We start from the raw sequence: 17,860 nt of genomic DNA on the forward strand, positions 1-17,860 counted from the left end.
GTGTCAGACCCTATTTGAGTGAATAGATCACTGATGAATGAAAACCGGCGTACCAATCGGTATGGTCCGCGCCAATTCCTCGACATCCCTGTTATACATCCGGATGCATCCCTTTGAAACGGCCTTGCCGATCGAGCTCGGATCATTTGTCCCGTGAATGCCATACCCCTGTTTTGATAAACTCATCCACATGGTGCCATATGGTCCACCGGGGTTTGGAGCCTTATTAATGATGATGTAGTTCCCGACGGGCGTTTCCGATACCATTCTGCCGACAGCGATCGGATACTGCTTTTGCAGGGAACCGTTCCTTAGCAGCTTTAACGTGCGGTTGTTAACCGACACGTCGATCTGATAGGGAAGGGAATCGGGCGAAGGGAAACCGGGTATCACGATGGGCTGGCCGGGATAAATTATATTTGGATTGATGGAAGGGTTGGCACGGATGATGGTTGGAAGCGGAACGCGGTAATCCCGTGAAATTTGAGTGAGCGTCTCGCCGGGTTTTACAATATGATTCAACTGAAACACCACCTCCTGAATAACGCACCTTATAGTGTATGTTTGAGGTGGGATATTGGGTGCGAATCGAACTTTTACACATTCAGCCTTCTTTTATAAAATACTTATAATACACTAATAGAATGATTAAGAGAATTGGATCTAATACAGCTGAGTGCCACAAGGTCCACCATCCATTATGAAAATACCCCCATGGTTGAGGAAGCAAGGCAATGACCTCATAGAGTAATAAAGCGATTGTCCAACAGAAGATAAAGCTTATTCGTCTCCATCTTGAACGATCAAACGGATACCAATTTAAAAACATCATATTGACCGGTGGAAGCAAAATGGTATGCGCAGGTAATGCAGCCCAATCGACTTCTTGAGAAAAATACCAATACCCGTGATATTTTATATCCACATAAAGATCAAAAGACATTTGAAAGGCAATAGTAAAAGCAAAGATATGGGCAATTTGCTTAGCTGAGAATGTTTTATTTGTTTTAAATGCAACGAAATTAAAAAGGGTTACGGCGATTATCAGTCCAAACATAATAAAAGTCCTTTTCTTATTAATATGTAAGCGTACTTTACTATTTTGCCCAATATGGTGGAAAATATTTACCATTGGATATGGTCGATTGCTCTGCCTAAAAAAATAGACGATAAGGAGAAATTGCCTTGAACATCAAACACATATATGAATATGACATTGATTGTGAATTGAGAGCGGAGTTACAGCAGTTGTTAATCGAATGTTTTGAAGATGAATATCCACGGGACAGAATTTACTACAAGCAATTACCGCATGTCCGCATCATCGCCTGTGATGAACATGATCAACTTGTTGGTCAAGTGGGCTTGGATTATCGGGTAATGAACCTAAACGGGCAGCCGGCAACGGTTCTTGGACTCATTGATGTGTGCGTGGCAAAACCCCATCGCTCACAAGGAATAGGTTCATTGATGCTATCTGAAATCGATGAGTTTTGTGAAAATAGGGCTGTCGATTTTCTCTTGTTGTTTGCTGATAAGAAAGACGTGTACTTGAAAGCAGGATTCAAATCAGCCGACAGTAAGTGTAAATGGCTGCAGATAAACGATGTCGATCAAACTACGTACGGAATCGGTTATGAGAAGATCAATGAACTGATGATAAAAGAAGTGGGCGGTAGAAAATGGGAAGATGGTGAGGTCGATTTATTGGGTTATCTGTACTAAAGGCTGGATTGTAGTCTGAGGAAATGAACGTTTTTCACTGCAGACCACACTGTGTGGGGAATTACTAGAAAAATGATATCGGTCAAATCAAGTAGAAGGGAAGACTAAAGTAATGATCCGCTTTTTAGGAACACCGCAAATGGAAACGGAACGGTTACGCTTAAGAAAAATGGCACTCACAGATGCTCAGAGTGTCTTTGACCATTGGCTGTCAGACGAGCGGGTATCGGACAATCGGATCAGTCCCGCCCATAGGGATGTTTCGGAAACGAATGAAAGGATCGAAAAAATCGTCCATCATTATGGCAACAGTGAATTTTGTTACTGGGGAATCGAACTGAAATCCAGCGGGGCACTGATCGGTGAAATCGATTTGTATGATTTTGACGAAGCCACTGGGAACTGTGAGGTCAGTTATTCGCTTGGTTATGATTGGTGGAACCGGGGATACGGAACGGAAGCGTTAAGGACCGTTGTGGAATTTGGATTCATGCATATGAATCTCCACAAGATATCCGCTGCCCATAACACCGATAATCCGGCTTCCGGGAAAATCATGCGTAAAGCAGGGATGGAACAGGAAGGTGTGATCAGGCACATGATCCGGAATGCAAAGAATCAGTATAAGGACTGTGCGGTTTACGGCCTTCTTCAGGAAGATTATCTGGCAAAGGGTGCCGGCAGCAAGACCATCATTCTTACAATCGGGTAGACGGCATTCAGAGGCAAGGACTCTAAGACAAAAAATGGGACGATTCCCCCGCTGACTAAAGCGGGGGGCTCGTCCCTCTTGTTTTTAATGAAGCCACAATCAATAGATTAGATCGGCATATGATCTTATAAAATTAGTTCTTACCCATGTCCTTTAATTCCTGTGTCAGCCGCAGGAATTCTTTCTTATTTCGGTCACGTAATGATTGGTCAATTTTCTGTTCCATTTGCTCTTTACGGAATGTAAGCAGAGCCTTATCCAAAATCATTTCTGCCACTAAAGAGTCCATGCTGATCAGTTCAGGCTGTGGTGCATTTAGCAAATACTTTTTCATGAATAATCAACTCCTTGACCTTTTTTCTATTATACTAACCATTTTCTCAATATTCAAACATTTTAAGAAAATAATTTAAAATAAGAGAGTAATAAAGTAATTGGTCCCATATTTTCGAAGCATGAATCATGGGATGTCTAAAGGTCATTCACAAACATAAGGAGACACTGACTTTTTCAGCGACGGAGGGGAAGAAACATTGATTTAACGCCGTGCTGCAGATGGATTAGTGAAGAAAAAAACGCTTGGCTGCATTAGAGCTGCCAAGCGTTTTACTGTATGTTCATTTATCAAAGAAAAGCAGTGAGCGGAAAGGGTTTTTGAACGTTTTCTTGGTTGCTTCGTAATCTCGGACTGCGCTCATACTCGTTTCGACCTTGATGAAATTCATTTTCAAATCCCGGTCGAGGTTTTTGGCGTATTCCCATTCTCCCCATTTCTCGAATTGCTTCACCTGTAAGTCGTGCGCGTTCAATCTCGCCTTCAACGTTAATTTGTCGTTGTCTTCCTTTTCCTTGGTGAATTCTTCTATTTCCCCGAATTTATTCAAGATGAAATCTATCTCTTCCTGCAGCTTGTCCGGTTGTTCCCCGTATTGGGCTGACAGGTTGATTTTGGTTGTGACACTGATTTTCATTTTTCCCAATTGTATTCCTCCGTTCTCGTCTTTGTTGAGTAGGGTGTCTGCCTTATATACGGGCTGGGTGAGTGGATTGTTTCACTTTTTCTATAAGTTGTGGTCAATCCTATCGTAACACAGGACCAGAAGTTGAACGCCCGTCCCTCGATGCACTACTGCATTAACGCATCGAGGGACGGGCGTTGTTTTTCGGAAGAAGGAATTAGACCTTTTTTGTGGAAGTAATAAGGGTTAAGGGGTGCGGGTGAAGCATCCGTTGCAATGAAGTGAAGACTAACCGGGGTGAAAACATTGAGAGTGAGATTATCGGAATACCGGGAAGAATGGAATTCCATGTTTGAAGAGGAAGCTTCGTTTCTGAAGACGGTCTTCGGAGACGAGGTCGTTTCGTTTGAGCATTTCGGCAGTACGGCGGTTCCGGGCATGAAGGCGAAGCCTGTGATCGACATGATATGTATCGTGAAGGAGATCTCCACAATTGATTCGTACAATGGACAGATGGAGGAACTCGGATACGATGCTGCGGGTGAGTGGGGGATCAAGGGCAGGAGGCTGTTCCGGAAAGGCGGGGAAAAGAGGACGCATCATATACATGTCTATCAGTCCGGCAATCCGCAGATTGACCGCCATCTGGTCTTTCGGGATTATCTCATAGCCCATCCTGATGAGGCCCTGCGTTACAGCCGGTTTAAGGAAGAGCTGGCGGAGAAATATGAGTCCACTAGGGATTACAGCCCTGCTAAGAAGGCCTTTGTTTCTGAGATGGAGAGAAATGCGCTGGAGTGGAAGCGGAACAGATAAGAGCGTTTTTTAAAATAAGGGAGGAATGTTAAATGTTTATTGTGAATGTAGAAGCTGCCATCCACCGTGATGGGAAATGGCTGTTAATAAGAAGAAGTGAGAAAGAGGATCATGCTCCGGGCATGCTGTCGCTTGTCGGGGGCAAGTGCGATGCAGAAGGGGTCTCGTATGATATCCTGGAACGGACCTTGATCAGGGAAGTCGATGAGGAAGTGGGGATTAAGATCGGCGGCCTTACCTATGTGAATAGCTGCTCTTTTGTATCAGATACAGGAATCGATGTCATCGATATTATCTTTCTTTGCAAAGTGGAATCCGGGGAGCCTTACGCAAAAAGTCAGGATGAAGTGGATGAAGTGTTGTGGATGTCGACATCCGAGATTCTGAAGAGGGAAGAAATTGAGGGGTATTTAAAGGATAATATCCAACTTGCTGATAAAAGGTTGAAAGAAGGCTTTTTAGTAAAGTAGTAGAAAAAAGTGTTCATGACATCATGAACACTTCTGTTTGAATCCATGATTGTCACGCCGCCGAGCTGCGTTACGCCAATCATGGATGAAGGATGTGACGCGTTCACATCCTTTTTTAGCGTAAAGTATGAAACGCGTTTCATAGCAAGGGATTGATCTAAAAAAAATCGTCAGGGGATAGAGAGATGAAAAAATGGATCTGGCTCGTAAGTATTTTGGTACTACTATTCCTCATGCTGCACAGCACACCGCATCTGGCATTGAGGACGGAAGTGTTCATTATGGGGTATCCCGCTGCTGCCCTTACCACAAGCATTATAGAGGATGAATTTCATAATGAAGTGGATCGAGATACATTTTCCTCTATGAATGCTAAAGCTTTTACTCTTACCGAACCGCCGGTTGAAAAAGCGACTCAGGGTGAATTGAGGAACTACCTTGTGAAGAAGGTCGGGTTTCTTTATTTTGCTGAGTATTACGGGGAGGGGTGAAGGGTTGCAGTTGATTGGGAGAAATTTTTAGAATTGATTCTTTTGTTACGATGCCTATCTATTGGAGGTGGGTTTCTTTTTTTATTGTGAAAATTGGCCACTCCAAGCTGAAATTGAGGGGATGGCCTCTGTTTGATCATACCAAAGGATAATCGATTACAAACATTCCATATTGATAAAATCATTCTGCATTCGATAAGAGAAGCAGGTTCTCCCAAGGAGTTTGATAATAAAGTTCTCATTTTCGATAATAAAGTCTTCAATTTCGAAAAAAAATCTTTGAATTTCGATAATAAAGTCGTTATAGGTCCTGAGTTTAAGAGAATATTTGATTAATATGATGGCTAAAACGAGCTGCAGACCTTCTAATTCTTTTGGGAGTATAGTCAAGCCTGTCATTTCCAATGGTTTTTCACGTTTTTTTAATAAATTTCTTAAAAAAATCATTTTTCGATACGAGCCGGCCCATCTCCCAAAATGGCACTCCTCAACACCAGCAAACAAAAAAGCCTGCACCCGGGCGCCGGGTACAGGCATATGATCAATACAAATTAAAGATATAAGGACCGATAAACGTGATATAAAACATCATATATATGCCCATGTAATAGAACGCCCCACCCATGGAACCCCAGTCCGGATCCCTTCCGAATTTCCAGATGATCAGTGTGAGCACACTCAGGAATATGGTCACTGCATAGGCGCTTCCAGGGAATACGAGATAACCTGGAGCCATCAAATGAAAATAAGCATTCATCGCATCCTGTGTGTAGGAAATCGGCATGACCATAAAGATGATGATGGCGAGGTATTCAACCCAGTTGATTCCGTCTTTTTCAAATGCATTTGGTCTAAAGATGTACATGAGTATCAGTAAAAATAGTGATGGCAGTACCCAGTAGAATGAGGTCATGATGGTCACCAGACTGCTGAACATCATGAGCACGCCGTTGTTGACGGCTTCTTTTACAGAACTCTTTGACCAGTCGGTGCTATCTGCGATGACCTCAGGATTTCGGGAGTTGCCTGTCAGTTTATAGGTATCTCCATCATAGTTCATCCAGACCAGTGCTTCATCGGAAATCCTCATCGGCGGATAGGATACGTGTTTCGTCGTACTGACTGGTGCTGCACTGAAGCTTGAATCTTCCTTGAACTGCGCAGCATATATGCTGATCGAGTTGTTGTCCCCGACACGGGTACCTTCCGATGTCAGCAGGATCATTTCTTTCCCGTCTATAGTCATCAACTGGACGCCGCCGGGGCTCATCAGTTTCTGTCTGGTTTCCGAATGAACGAACTCCACTTTATTTCCAGTAAGCATGGAACTTCCGATGTCCTCTAAAAGTGTTTGTAGTGTAAATACATTGTATGCAAGTGTACCCTGTGTCCTTGATTTTTCATTATAAAAAACAAGCAGGTTCCCATCCCTAACCTTGAACGTCAGGCCGTCAATTTTCTTATTAGGTGAGTTATTGACAGTCAGGAAAGGCTCACTGATTTGTCTCTTTTCGTTCATATAGTATAAAAGGTCATGGGTATCGTCTTTCTCCACCTGAATGATGGCACTCCCATCGTCGGCCACATGCATTTCAGAAATCACATCCGGGAAGGTATTCAGTTCAGCAGAGACATTCTTTTCAATATCATACTGGCTTAAAGTACCGTCATTCCAAAAGTAGATGTCATTTTTTCCTGTCCCCAGGCCAGTAATCCCTTCTTCCAGTAGTTGATCATTTTGATCAATCGTCGATACAAGATTTCCATCTTTATAGTAGACTAATTGCTCCCCATCGGTCCAAAAAGGAAAGCCCCTTGTGATTTTTGTATTTGTGATTTTCTGATCTGCGATGGCTAACTCATCGTTCATCTTGATCGATTGAACCTGCCCGTTCGCTGCGATATGGATCTGATTTTTCGAATCAACAAAGACTTGCGGCTTTTCTTCAAATGCAGCTTGGAGCGGGATAGATCTGCTCCAACCAGGGTGCGGCAGCTCTTTTACAAGCAGCAGTTGGTGTATAAATAAAGCTGCGATAAAGATCAAAGTGATCCCGATCGGAATGCCAAAGGCCTTCAATTTCTCTTTCATAAAAATCCCCCAATGTTATCTTTGTATAATTTTGAATTTTACCACAATAACTTGTAATAAACACCATTTTTAACAAAAACATGGTGAAGATATGTGGCAGATAGAAATTTCATAGGAAAAAAGATAGGGTTTCTTCAATATCTTTACAAAACAATAATCTCTCATTAAAAATTCGTCAAAAATCGTGTGATACCTTGAAGGTGACAAAAGCACAGGGAGGTTTTCCATGTCTGTAAAGAAATTGATGCTGGCAGCGATCGTGGTAGGGGTTTACTTCATTGGATCATCATTTGCGTCATCTTCCACCGACCCTGGAGAGTATATTTCAGTGCAGCTCCTGGGGGTCAATGATTTTCATGGACAGCTGGAAACGTATCGAATAAGGGATGGAAAACAGGTCGGCGGTGCTGAGTATTTGGCTGCCTATTTAAAGAAGCACCGTCAGGAAAACGAAAATACCCTTTTAGTCCATGCCGGCGACATGGTCGGTGCAAGTTCACCCGTTTCTTCGCTGATGCAGGATGAACCTGCAATGGAGTGGATGAACGAGGTCGGGTTCGACATCGGGACATTGGGAAATCATGAGTTCGACGAGGGGACGGATGAGATGTTCAGGCTCCTTGATGGCGGCAAACATGTGAAAACTGGCCAATTTGAAGGTGCAGCTTTTCCATACACAGCTGCCAATGTAATCGATAAAAAAACAGGGGAATCCATTTTACCGCCATATGTTATAAAAAAAGTCGATGGTGTGCCGATCGGGTTTATCGGGGTTGTCACAACCGAAACGAAGGATATCGTTCTTCCAAGCGGGATTGAAGGCGTTGAATTCACGGATGAAGTCACTGCCATCAATAAAAGTGTAAAAGAATTGAAAGAAAAAGGTGTTCAGTCCATTGTCGTCCTCGGGCATGTATCTGCCTCTTCGCACACAGACGGATCAAATCCGGCTCAAGACGTCGCAGAATTTGCCCCCCGAATCGACGATGAAGTCGACATCATTTTCGGCGGCCACAGTCACGGTTTTGCCAACACGATAGTGGACGGGAAGATGATCATTCAATCGTATTCATACGGAACCGCCTTTTCAGACGTCGATCTCTACATCGATCCGAAGACAAACGAAATCGTCCATAAACAGGCAGAAATCATATCCACTTATCATAATGGGATCGAACCTGATAAAGACATCAAAGAAATGGTCGATGCTTACTCGGCAGATAAACAAATGATGCTGAGCCAAGAAATGGGCAAGGCAGAGGCTCCTATCACAAAGAAAAAGAGCGAAAGCGGCGAACGATCGATCGGGAATCTCATCGCTGATTCACACCGGCAGAACATGGGGACCGACATCGCCTTCATGAATCCGGGGGCGATAAGGGCGAACCTGGATAAAGGTGAACTTACCTGGGGAGAGCTGTATACCATGCTTCCGTTCGGCACCCATCTAGTCAAAGTATCCCTGACAGGAGCAGAGCTGAAAGAAGCACTGGAACAGCAATGGACAGGGAATTTCCAAACGGTCATGCAGACATCCGGACTGCACTACACCTGGGATAAGGAAGCCCCTCCAGGTCAAAAAGTCGTAGAAATGACCGATGCTAATGGAAACACCATTCAGCCGGAGCAAACGTATACCGTAGCCGTGACCAATTACCTTGCAACCGGAGGGGACGGTTTTGCTGCTTTCAAGAAAGGAAAGGACCCAGTAGAAGGCCCGCCGACATTGGATTCATTCATTACCTATATCATTGAATCGGGCGGAAGCGTAGCACCGCCTGAAATGGGAAGAATCAAGGTGCAGTAAAGGTTTCTTGTATAAAAGCAAATTGAGATAGAAGAAAGGTGCCCAATCTGATTTGGCATCTTTTTTGTGTTATTGATCTAAACGCGCCTAAGAGGATGTCAATATTCAAAAAAATAGATAAGTATTTGAATAGATATGGTAAAATTATCTAGAATTATCATGAAAGATAGGATTGAGGAGAACCCATACTTCATTGAGCCTTTCAGGCACTCAAAACCTCTTAAAACCCCTATCCACCTGCTGGATTAATACAATGAAACAAATAGAAGGAGCTGTCATGATGGGTCTCACAAATGGAGAGTTTACCGTTGAGTTAAATGGAATCAATCATTGGGTGAAAATTGAAGGAAGTGAAAACGACACGACTCCCATCGTCATTATTCACGGGGGGCCAGGTGGAAATCATTATGTATTTGAAAGAACAGCTGGTCACTCATTATCTAAGACAAAGACGATAGTTTACTATGAACAGCGTGGGTGCGGCAGGAGTGAAATGCCGGAATCGGAAGATGAATATACACAGAACTTGCTCATTCAAGACTTTGTAGAATTGAAGAAATGGTTAGGAGTAGAAAAAGTTGATCTTCTCGGGTATTCATTCGGGGGAGAGTTAGCACTTGAAATAGCGTATGCCATCCCTGATGAAATCAATCAGTTGATCCTGTCGGCACCGAGTTTAATAGATACAGATATTCAGAAAATGATTCAAATAACAGGTTTTATGACGATAGCGGACAAACATCTGTATCGTCAAATTTCTAAGCTTCAACAAGAGGAATTATCGATTGATGACTTGTATAACAGGATATGGAATCTTGTGCAGCCTGGGATCGTGGATCTATTATTGTTTGAGAACCAAGAGGCTGCGAGGAAAAACAGGGCGATGTGGGAAGAAAGTAAATTGACGAACACAGGTTTAATGATGAAATGCCTTCAAAATAATCCTGCTGATATTCCATTAATCTTCCGTCTGGAGGACATACATCATCGCACATTAATCATGACAGGTGTGTTTGATCGGAACACGGGGCTGCCCATTTCAAAGATCATCCTTAAAAACTTAAGAAATAGCAGTCTGGTATTATTCGAGAAGAGTGCTCACTTTCCTGACCTGGAAGAAACAGAAGGTTTTGTTAAGAGAATAAATGAATTCTTGAGAGTATAACTAACTCAAAAAAAGGAGAATTGGAGAATGTTTAGCTTACTTAATGTTGGAAGCCTCGTGCTGGGACTAATTGCTTGGATACTTCCTATTGTGAACCTGACGCGAGATAAAAAATCAGAAAATAATAATTGGGTCATTCTATCCATTATCAGCATCAGTGCTTGTAGTATTTCACTCTGCTTTCAGATTTTCTATACTTATCACAAGGTAACGGTCGAGGATTGGGGTGCTCTTTGGGACACGATGTATGCAGTTGCTTTTGTATCAGGAGTTCTTGTCATCGTTACTATTGGATTGAATGTTATTACATTATTTGTTTATCGAAGAAGAGCGGCAAGTGATTTATTATGTCAGTAATCGGTCAGTTTAACGGAATAAGCAGATAAGTAGAACTTACAAACGTCGGTCTAAAAGTAAACACAGATTTTACTGCTATGGCTTCATATGTAAATAATCCAAAGGAAGAGGGGTGGACTATTGTTTAATTCAAGGGCATTACCCCAACCGCACAAATATGCAGTGTGTTCACATGCTGATATGCCAATAAAAGAATTTTACAAAGGAGTCTTCGAAGAAGTTTTCATTTTTTTCCATCCATTTATCAAGCCTAAGACCATCGACTATGAATTATTTATGCCGGATACATATCCTGCCAGAAATGAGATTAAGGAACATTGTGAAATGGTTACGTGGAAGAAATTCTTGGAGATATCCGGCATTCCCGACTACAGCCAATTGGATATCGGACTGCGTTCAATCATCCTTGGTCTGAATAAAACATATGCTGATGAAGACACTGCGAAGGTGATTGTAGATATCTGTGAACAGCATGAAATTGTTTGGCCTACAGAGGGTCTTTTCCCCGAGTTTGTCATGGATAACTTACTGCAAAATATTAAAAAGCTTGGTCATGACTGGATCTGGTGTGGAGATGAATTTTGCACGGAAAGAAAATTAGAGTACATGGATGATTTAATTAACGATGTTAATATGCTTAATTATGAACGTAAAAATCTATTTACCCACGATCAAACCATCTTGTTAACGACGCACTGGGACAGCCATTATTCGATGTTATGTTCAAATAAGGAGACTTTGAATAAACTAGTGGATGCTTGCCAGTTGGAAGGATTCTATTGCAGCGACCGTACAGAGATTTATTGGAGTATAATAGAATAGTTCTTCCATTATCGAAGGCACTACTTAAATAAAATGCAGGAAGGAAGAGTAACATTGTCTGAAGGACTGCTTCATCATGTAGAAATATATGTATCCGACTTAAAGAAGTCTACTGAATTCTGGGGATGGTTCCTGCAAGAGTTAGGGTATCATTCCTCTCAAAAGTGGGAGAAAGGTGAAAGTTTTAAGCTTGGGGAGACGTACCTCGTGTTCGTCCAGACGGAAGAAAGGTATATGGATGAAACTTATCACAGATGCAGGACCGGTTTGAACCACTTGGCTTTTCACGCTGCTTCCCGGGAAAGAGTGGATGAGATGACCGAAAAGTTAAAGGAGAAGGGGATCAACATCCTTTACGAAAATCTGCATCCATTTGCTGGCGGAGAAGATTACTATGCAGTGTTCTTCGAAGATCCGGATCGAATAAAAGTAGAGTTTGTGGCACCACCTTTATAAATCAAAAAAGAACACACTCGAAGGCCCGTCCCAGACCGCTTTAAAGCTTTAAAGCGGTCTGGGACGGGCCTTTCTGTAGTTTGTGATGTTGACTCCTGCATAACTAATATAAATTGTATAAATTTTCAAACAATTTATTGACCCTATTTAAAAGCCCGGTTTATACTGAAACTAATTGACAAAACACTTAATTTTCAAACAACGAAACAAGAGAAAGAAGTGTGGGATGAAATGAATTATGATGTAATCGTTGTTGGTGCTGGAATTGCAGGACTTACTGCAATTGCAGAAATAGCCGATGCAGGCAAAAAAGTACTGCTGCTCGATCAAGAGCCGGAAGCTTCACTGGGCGGACAGGCCTGGTGGTCATTCGGCGGTTTATTTCTGGTGGATTCACCAGAGCAGAGAAGGCTCGGAATAAAAGATTCAAAGGAATTGGCCTGGCAGGATTGGCTCGGGACAGCTGGCTTTGACAGAGATTCAGATGAAGATTATTGGGCACGGAAATGGGCTGAAGCCTATGTCGACTTTGCAGCTGGTGAGAAGCGTGCCTGGCTGCATGCGATGGGCATACGGTTCTTTCCGGTTGTTGGATGGGCAGAAAGAGGCGGCCATTTGGCGGATGGACATGGAAACTCAGTGCCAAGGTTCCATATAGTGTGGGGAACGGGACCTGGAATTGTCGAACCATTTGAGAGGAAAGTCCGGGAGCATATGAAAAACGGACTGGTTACCTATCTTCCGCGGCATCGTGTGGACCAACTGATCAGCCAAAATGGCACCATAACTGGAGTAGCGGGATCAGTTCTTGCCCCGAGTACGGCACAAAGGGGAGAAGACAGCAATCGGGACGTGATCGGAAGCTTCGACTATTCTGCTCAAGCGGTCTTGGTGTCGAGCGGCGGCATTGGGGCTAACCACGATCTCATCAGGATGAATTGGCCGAGCAGGCTGGGGCTGCCGCCAAAGAAAATGATTTCAGGTGTCCCGGCACATGTAGACGGACGAATGCTTGCCATTACGGAAGATGCAGGCGGCAGGATTGTAAATAGGGACAGGATGTGGCATTACACGGAAGGAATACATAATTGGAACCCTGTATGGAGCAACCACGGAATCAGGATCTTGCCCGGCCCGTCTTCTATTTGGCTTGACGCGAACGGGAAGAGGTTCCAAGCCCCGAACTTTCCTGGATTTGATACATTAGGAACACTTGAGGCCATTCAGAAAACCGGCTATGACTATTCATGGTTTATCCTGACCCAGAAAATCATTGAAAAGGAATTCGCCCTCTCAGGATCCGAGCAAAACCCGGACCTCACCGGGAAAAGCATCCGTAAAGTCCTTGGCCGGGCTCTACCGGGGCCATCAGGACCTGTACAGGCCTTTATGGATAAAGGGGAAGACTTCATCATTTCGGATGGGTTAGAAGACTTGGTTAATAGAATGAACAAGTTAACGGGAGATAACCTGTTAGATTTTACAGAGGTTAAGAGACAAATAGAAGCAAGGGACCGGGAAATAGACAACAAGTTTACGAAGGATCTTCAAATCACCGCCATGCGTGGTGCACGCCATTACATTGGGGATAAATTGATCCGGGTCGCTCCGCCCCATAGGATTCTTGATCCGAAAAATGGACCACTCATTGCCGTTCGCTTAAACATTGTGAGCCGCAAAACATTAGGTGGACTGCAGACGGATCTAAGCGGCCGGGTCCTGGAAGCTTCTGGTGAAGCAATACCAGGTCTGTATGCTGCAGGTGAAGCATCCGGATTTGGGGGAGGCGGTCTGCATGGGTACCGTGCACTGGAAGGGACCTTTGTGGGTGGATGCCTGTTCAGTGGACGAGTAGCCGGAAGGGCGATTAGTGAGGATGTTAAGTGAATCGTATGACGGGGATGACTTTCCTTCTCCTATTGAAAAAGAGTCCGTAGGTGCCGAACATTGATTTCGGTACCTTTTTTTAACGTCGGGATCTTCTCTAAAACTAATAAATTGGTATACAAAAATGCAGTTTTTTACACTATTTGATTAGAATTTGTATGATATATCTAATAAATGGAATTAATGTAGCGAAATGAAAGAAGAAGTTCTTCATTGAACGAAATTGAATAAAGTTATCTAGAGGAATGGGATGGGGTAACCATTTATAAAAAGGGGATGGTTAACAATGTGGTGGTTTGTGATTCTGATTTTAGGAATTTTAGTATTTGCATTGGTCATTGATTGGAGAAGAAAAAAGAATAACAACAATAAACATACCCGAGGAATAAATCCTTCAACGAAGTCAGGAGAAAGCAGCAATTATCAATCAGGGGAAGGTAGGGATTGGTAAAAAGAATCTGTCTTAACTTAATTTATTCTTTTTCAGGCAAAAAGGAGAGTCTCTTGGTTTCAAGTAACTAGAAAATAATTGAAACTATTTCCAGGCGATTGCGTATAAATTGGTAGTTTGAACATTGGGGGAGTGAGACCAGGAAATGTATTGGCTAATAGATATCCTAGAGTCCATTGTGAATTACTTTCACACACGGGATGATGAACGGGAAGGAAAAAAATATAAGAGTAAAGAAGAGGAAATAGAAGATAATTTTATTCAGTTATCAAAAGGCTTAAAGGTTAGTGGGGGTATTTTAGTATTTTTGATTATTTGCATAGTGATTTACTCTATAATTCTATGAAAAAAATAAATCATAGAAATTAAAAAACGCATGGACTTCAAAATCCATACGTTTTTTATATTTTGTAAAATCAATTCATCTCTTCAAGAAAAGTTGTTTTAAAAATATCCAGAAGATATTCCAACGTGATCGGATCACTGTACGTAATCGCTTTTGTATCTAATTCTATTACCCTGTTGGTTTTGACAGCGGGGATGTTCTTCCACATCTGTGTTTCAAGGAAAGAACCGTCGCCTTCCTGGTTTTTGCTGAGTACGATGTAATCCCCAGCAAACTCGGGAAGAACTTCTGTACTTAGTGCATAATAGCCTGGTCCTAATGCGTTTTCTTTCACTTTATCAGGCATATTCAGTTTCATAGTTTGATATAATAATTCAGTGCCTCTCGCCCAGTTATCCCCGAATACATAGGCCGACTTTGTATCATATTCAAAGACAGATACCGTGGCATCCTCACCAATTTTTCCTTTGATCTCCTTCCCTGCTTCTTCAGCACGGGCAGTGAAATCCTCGACCCATTCTTTTGCTTCTTGCTTTTTATTAAGGAGCTTGCCGATTTCAATTTGCTGTGTTAAGTAATCTAATTTTCCCCACGTGTATGCGACCGTTGGAGCAATTTCACTCATCTTATCGATATTTTTTGAGTGAGATCCCACGATGATAAGGTCTGGTTCTAACTCTACGATTTTCTCGATGTTTTCATCGGATACCACTTCAATGCCCTCCAGTTTCTCTTGAAACAGGGGATTTGTATTTGTCCATTGATCCACGCCGACAATTTTACCATCTAAAGCAAGAACATTTGGAGCGTTCGAAAGCGCAACAATACGGGTAGGATTTGCAGGTACCTCAACAGGGCCGTTCTCTGATTGATATGTAATCATTTCTGGTTTTGACTCCTGTTTGGCGTTTGCTTCCCCTTGTTCAGTCTTTGCTGTCTCAGTGCTGCCACAAGCATGAAGGATGAACAGTGCCATGAGCAGGATTGGTAGGAATCGTTTTTTCAATTTATTTTCCTTCTTTCTAATTAATATTGATAATCATTCTCATTTCAATACTAAATATACTAAATAAGGCTTCTCGTTGTCAATAAAATTTGGCATTGGAACTAATGATTGGATGACTACGGTTTTTTTCAACATATGGGTGTACCTTTCTTAGAAGGGTTAGTGCCTTTAATTTTAGAAGTTATTGGTTTATAGATGTGAATAGTTACTATCAAAGGAAGGATTTTATATGTCTAACCATGAAAACGAAGAAACGCTGACAGGAAGGAATGTATCAAACATAGTTCGTACGGGAGATACAGTTCGACTGGAATTAAAGCCGCAGAGGACTAAAATACATAAGTTATTAAAACATCTTGAAAACAAAGGTTTCAATCATGCACCCAAGTTTCTGGGGATCGATGAAAAAGGCAGTTTTCTTGAATGCTACGGTAAGAAAGTCGAAGAGATTATGAGGTGGAGATGGTATTGCTGCGATTGGAAGGGATATGTTCAACCATTAAAAGAAAGGCCGTGGAAGGCGATATGGCTTTTCAGAAAATGATCGATGAAGGGACACCTCGAACATTATCAAAAGGATATTGAATTCATTCGTGAGCATGGAAGAGGGAAACTAAACACCGAAGTGCTTTTCCTGAAAAATCTGGCTGCATAAAAAGCAGCTTTTTTCTTTTTCGAAAGGATCAGGATATGAGAAAAAGTATAGTATTTTGACATTTCCTCATACTACCATTAAGGGAGGGTGAAGGATGTCGAACAAAGAAATTCAACAATGCCTTAAAGAGAATATCAAACATATAAAGAATACGTTTCATGATTCATCCGACCTTATTGTAAGAAATATAAGGGCGGGCTTCAACGATTCGCTAGAAATCAATGTTGTCTATCTGGACGGAATTATTGATGTAGATCTTATTCAGGAAAATGTGATTAAGCCTTTGTTAGAACCGTTCCAGACTGATAACTATGAGGAATCCCTTGTAGATCAAATAATTGAAAGAATGATTGAATCAGCAGATGTGAAAACGACTGCTGAGTTTAAAGAATTGATCGATGCGATCGTACGGGGAAATACTGTGTTACTGATAAACGGGTATCGACAAGGAGTCATTGTTCCATCCCCGAAGTGGGCGGAAAGAAGTGTTGAAGCATCAACAGGAGAGCGTTCGGTAAGAGGTCCACAAATAGGATTGACGGAAAAAATCAAAACAAATATTAATTTGATTAGGGGTTCAATAAAAACACCTGATTTTTGTGTGGAAACAGTGGATGTGGGCTCTGTTTCACCAACATCTATTTCGATCTTATATATTGAAGGTATTGTTGATAAAGGAATATTAAAAGAAGTAAAAAAAAGGGTAAAGAGTCTTAAGATAAAGTATGTCCTTACTGAAAGAGTAGTAGAGGATGCATTAGACGGAAAACCAAGGTCTTTCTTTCCACGGGTAAGACATTCTGAACGGATTGATGGGGTAGTATCCACTTTATTTGAAGGAAGAGTGGTAGTCATTGTTGATGGGTACCCTTTCGCCATCATAGCCCCTGCTTTATTTATTGATTTTACTCAGGCACCTGATGATTACCATATTTCGCTTGGCAGGTTCACTAGCAGAATCATCCGATTGATCTCTTTTTTTATAGGGGTTTATCTGCCTGGCATATATATTGCGATCGCAAATTTCCATAAAGATGATTTGCCAGACAAGATCTCAAAAGCACTCATTTCCAAGGATGAATTACTTCCAACTTTTTGGGAAATGGTTATTCTTTTATTTTTGATCAGAATGTTAGTAGATGTTTCGTTTCGTCTTCCGCAAAGTGCGGTGCTTTTGATTTCTTTAATTGGGACAATCGTGATCGGTGAAACAGCGGTTACGGCAAAGTTAATCCACCCAGTGAGTCTAATCGTTATCGGGATAACAGCTCTTTCCAGCTTCTTAGGTGTTAACAGGGGGCTTGCGGCACCTGATACCGTATTAAGAATCCTGTTTTTGCTGGTTGCTAATTTTTTTGGGTTTACTGGTATCATCATTGCTACGACCTTTCTAATCATGTATATGGTGAGTCTAAAATCAGTAGGTGTACCTTATCTATCACCTATCATTCCTTTTAAAATCCAGGAATTGAAAGATACGTTTTATAGAGAAGACTTACAGAAACTTACCAATAGCAAACATACATATACCGAAGATAATGAGTAGAATAAAAAGGAATTCCTGAAATAAGGAAGTTCCTTTTTTTAATACTATCCAATGTCTCATATCTTTTCCAAGTGGTGATTCCAACTAGACATTCCCT

Annotated in this window: 19 protein-coding genes and 1 pseudogene; 14 read left to right on the top strand and 6 right to left on the bottom strand. The window is 41.9% G+C overall.

The features are described from left to right. Positions 1-27: 27 nt before the first annotated feature. A complete protein-coding gene (locus ACXAFV_RS11975) occupies positions 28-522 on the bottom strand; it encodes a L,D-transpeptidase family protein (protein WP_475126727.1) in 495 nt (164 codons plus the stop codon). Between the two features lie 82 nt (positions 523-604). Continuing rightward, positions 605-1,057 carry a CBO0543 family protein gene (locus ACXAFV_RS11980; protein ID WP_475126729.1) on the bottom strand — a complete coding sequence of 151 codons (453 nt, stop codon included), beginning with the start codon at positions 1,055-1,057 and terminating at the stop codon, positions 605-607. Between the two features lie 128 nt (positions 1,058-1,185). Here ACXAFV_RS11980 and ACXAFV_RS11985 point away from each other — a divergent pair, with 128 nt between their 5' ends. Both ACXAFV_RS11985 and ACXAFV_RS11990 read left to right on the top strand, forming a co-directional pair. After that, a complete protein-coding gene (locus ACXAFV_RS11985; protein ID WP_475126730.1) occupies positions 1,186-1,725 on the top strand; it encodes a GNAT family N-acetyltransferase in 540 nt (179 codons plus the stop codon). A gap of 112 nt (positions 1,726-1,837) precedes the next feature. After that, complete coding sequence (locus tag ACXAFV_RS11990) at positions 1,838-2,437, top strand: GNAT family N-acetyltransferase (protein ID WP_475126732.1); 600 nt, start codon at positions 1,838-1,840, stop codon at positions 2,435-2,437. 133 nt (positions 2,438-2,570) lie between these two features. Here ACXAFV_RS11990 and ACXAFV_RS11995 read toward each other — a convergent pair whose 3' ends face one another. Both ACXAFV_RS11995 and ACXAFV_RS12000 read right to left on the bottom strand, forming a co-directional pair. Continuing rightward, positions 2,571-2,771, bottom strand: a complete 201-nt coding sequence (locus ACXAFV_RS11995; RefSeq protein ID WP_475126733.1) for an IDEAL domain-containing protein — start codon at positions 2,769-2,771, stop codon at positions 2,571-2,573. Between the two features lie 283 nt (positions 2,772-3,054). Beyond that, positions 3,055-3,417 carry a hypothetical protein gene (locus ACXAFV_RS12000; protein WP_475126734.1) on the bottom strand — a complete coding sequence of 121 codons (363 nt, stop codon included), beginning with the start codon at positions 3,415-3,417 and terminating at the stop codon, positions 3,055-3,057. Between the two features lie 285 nt (positions 3,418-3,702). On the opposite strand from ACXAFV_RS12000, the gene ACXAFV_RS12005 reads away from it, so the two are divergent. From ACXAFV_RS12005 to ACXAFV_RS12015, 3 genes are all read left to right on the top strand, one after another. After that, positions 3,703-4,212, top strand: a complete 510-nt coding sequence (locus ACXAFV_RS12005; protein ID WP_475126735.1) for a GrpB family protein — start codon at positions 3,703-3,705, stop codon at positions 4,210-4,212. Positions 4,213-4,244: 32 nt separating this feature from the next. Further along, the gene (locus ACXAFV_RS12010; RefSeq protein ID WP_475126737.1) at positions 4,245-4,682 is read left to right on the top strand and encodes an NUDIX hydrolase; all 438 of its coding nucleotides are present in this window, start codon (positions 4,245-4,247) and stop codon (positions 4,680-4,682) included. A 185-nt stretch (positions 4,683-4,867) separates the two neighbouring features. Beyond that, positions 4,868-5,173, top strand: coding sequence for a hypothetical protein (locus tag ACXAFV_RS12015; RefSeq protein WP_475126738.1), 306 nt, complete (start codon positions 4,868-4,870; stop codon positions 5,171-5,173). 541 nt (positions 5,174-5,714) lie between these two features. Here ACXAFV_RS12015 and ACXAFV_RS12020 read toward each other — a convergent pair. Further along, positions 5,715-7,265, bottom strand: a complete 1,551-nt coding sequence (locus ACXAFV_RS12020) for a hypothetical protein (protein WP_475126739.1) — start codon at positions 7,263-7,265, stop codon at positions 5,715-5,717. A gap of 226 nt (positions 7,266-7,491) precedes the next feature. Here ACXAFV_RS12020 and ACXAFV_RS12025 point away from each other — a divergent pair, with 226 nt between their 5' ends. The 7 genes from ACXAFV_RS12025 (at position 7,492) to ACXAFV_RS12055 (ending at position 14,210) form a co-directional block, all read left to right on the top strand. After that, entirely contained in the window at positions 7,492-9,072 is a 1,581-nt protein-coding gene (locus tag ACXAFV_RS12025) for a bifunctional metallophosphatase/5'-nucleotidase (RefSeq protein ID WP_475126740.1), read from the top strand. A gap of 253 nt (positions 9,073-9,325) precedes the next feature. Beyond that, positions 9,326-10,237, top strand: coding sequence for an alpha/beta fold hydrolase (locus ACXAFV_RS12030; protein ID WP_475126741.1), 912 nt, complete (start codon positions 9,326-9,328; stop codon positions 10,235-10,237). Between the two features lie 27 nt (positions 10,238-10,264). Beyond that, positions 10,265-10,594, top strand: a complete 330-nt coding sequence (locus ACXAFV_RS12035) for a hypothetical protein (protein WP_475126743.1) — start codon at positions 10,265-10,267, stop codon at positions 10,592-10,594. Between the two features lie 120 nt (positions 10,595-10,714). Further along, on the top strand, positions 10,715-11,416 hold the full coding sequence (locus ACXAFV_RS12040) for a DUF2711 family protein (protein WP_475126745.1): 702 nt from the start codon (positions 10,715-10,717) through the stop codon (positions 11,414-11,416). Between the two features lie 54 nt (positions 11,417-11,470). Continuing rightward, entirely contained in the window at positions 11,471-11,872 is a 402-nt protein-coding gene (locus ACXAFV_RS12045; protein ID WP_475126747.1) for a VOC family protein, read from the top strand. Positions 11,873-12,091: 219 nt separating this feature from the next. Then, positions 12,092-13,759 carry an FAD-binding dehydrogenase gene (locus ACXAFV_RS12050; RefSeq protein ID WP_475126749.1) on the top strand — a complete coding sequence of 556 codons (1,668 nt, stop codon included), beginning with the start codon at positions 12,092-12,094 and terminating at the stop codon, positions 13,757-13,759. A gap of 286 nt (positions 13,760-14,045) precedes the next feature. Next, positions 14,046-14,210: a hypothetical protein gene (locus ACXAFV_RS12055; RefSeq protein WP_475126750.1), complete on the top strand. Its 165-nt coding sequence runs from the start codon at positions 14,046-14,048 to the stop codon at positions 14,208-14,210. Between the two features lie 416 nt (positions 14,211-14,626). Here ACXAFV_RS12055 and ACXAFV_RS12060 read toward each other — a convergent pair whose 3' ends face one another. Further along, a complete protein-coding gene (locus ACXAFV_RS12060) occupies positions 14,627-15,562 on the bottom strand; it encodes an iron-hydroxamate ABC transporter substrate-binding protein (RefSeq protein WP_475126752.1) in 936 nt (311 codons plus the stop codon). A 229-nt stretch (positions 15,563-15,791) separates the two neighbouring features. Between ACXAFV_RS12060 and ACXAFV_RS12065 the strand changes: the two are divergent. Both ACXAFV_RS12065 and ACXAFV_RS12070 read left to right on the top strand, forming a co-directional pair. Next, positions 15,792-16,217 (top strand): annotated as a pseudogene (locus ACXAFV_RS12065) (hypothetical protein). A 94-nt stretch (positions 16,218-16,311) separates the two neighbouring features. Beyond that, positions 16,312-17,763, top strand: a complete 1,452-nt coding sequence (locus ACXAFV_RS12070) for a spore germination protein (protein ID WP_475126753.1) — start codon at positions 16,312-16,314, stop codon at positions 17,761-17,763. Positions 17,764-17,860 lie beyond the last annotated feature (97 nt).

Source organism: Rossellomorea sp. ABR4_012 (assembly GCF_056159545.1).

Coding starts and splice junctions, on each gene's coding strand:
- ACXAFV_RS11980 (WP_475126729.1), bottom strand. CDS start 1,057: ATGTTTGGACTGATAATCGCCGTAACCCTTTTTAATTTCGTTGCATTT.
- ACXAFV_RS11990 (WP_475126732.1), top strand. CDS start 1,838: ATGATCCGCTTTTTAGGAACACCGCAAATGGAAACGGAACGGTTACGC.
- ACXAFV_RS11995 (WP_475126733.1), bottom strand. CDS start 2,771: ATGAAAAAGTATTTGCTAAATGCACCACAGCCTGAACTGATCAGCATG.
- ACXAFV_RS12010 (WP_475126737.1), top strand. CDS start 4,245: ATGTTTATTGTGAATGTAGAAGCTGCCATCCACCGTGATGGGAAATGG.
- ACXAFV_RS12015 (WP_475126738.1), top strand. CDS start 4,868: ATGAAAAAATGGATCTGGCTCGTAAGTATTTTGGTACTACTATTCCTC.
- ACXAFV_RS12020 (WP_475126739.1), bottom strand. CDS start 7,265: ATGAAAGAGAAATTGAAGGCCTTTGGCATTCCGATCGGGATCACTTTG.
- ACXAFV_RS12025 (WP_475126740.1), top strand. CDS start 7,492: ATGTCTGTAAAGAAATTGATGCTGGCAGCGATCGTGGTAGGGGTTTAC.
- ACXAFV_RS12030 (WP_475126741.1), top strand. CDS start 9,326: ATGAAACAAATAGAAGGAGCTGTCATGATGGGTCTCACAAATGGAGAG.
- ACXAFV_RS12035 (WP_475126743.1), top strand. CDS start 10,265: ATGTTTAGCTTACTTAATGTTGGAAGCCTCGTGCTGGGACTAATTGCT.
- ACXAFV_RS12055 (WP_475126750.1), top strand. CDS start 14,046: ATGTGGTGGTTTGTGATTCTGATTTTAGGAATTTTAGTATTTGCATTG.
- ACXAFV_RS12070 (WP_475126753.1), top strand. CDS start 16,312: ATGTCGAACAAAGAAATTCAACAATGCCTTAAAGAGAATATCAAACAT.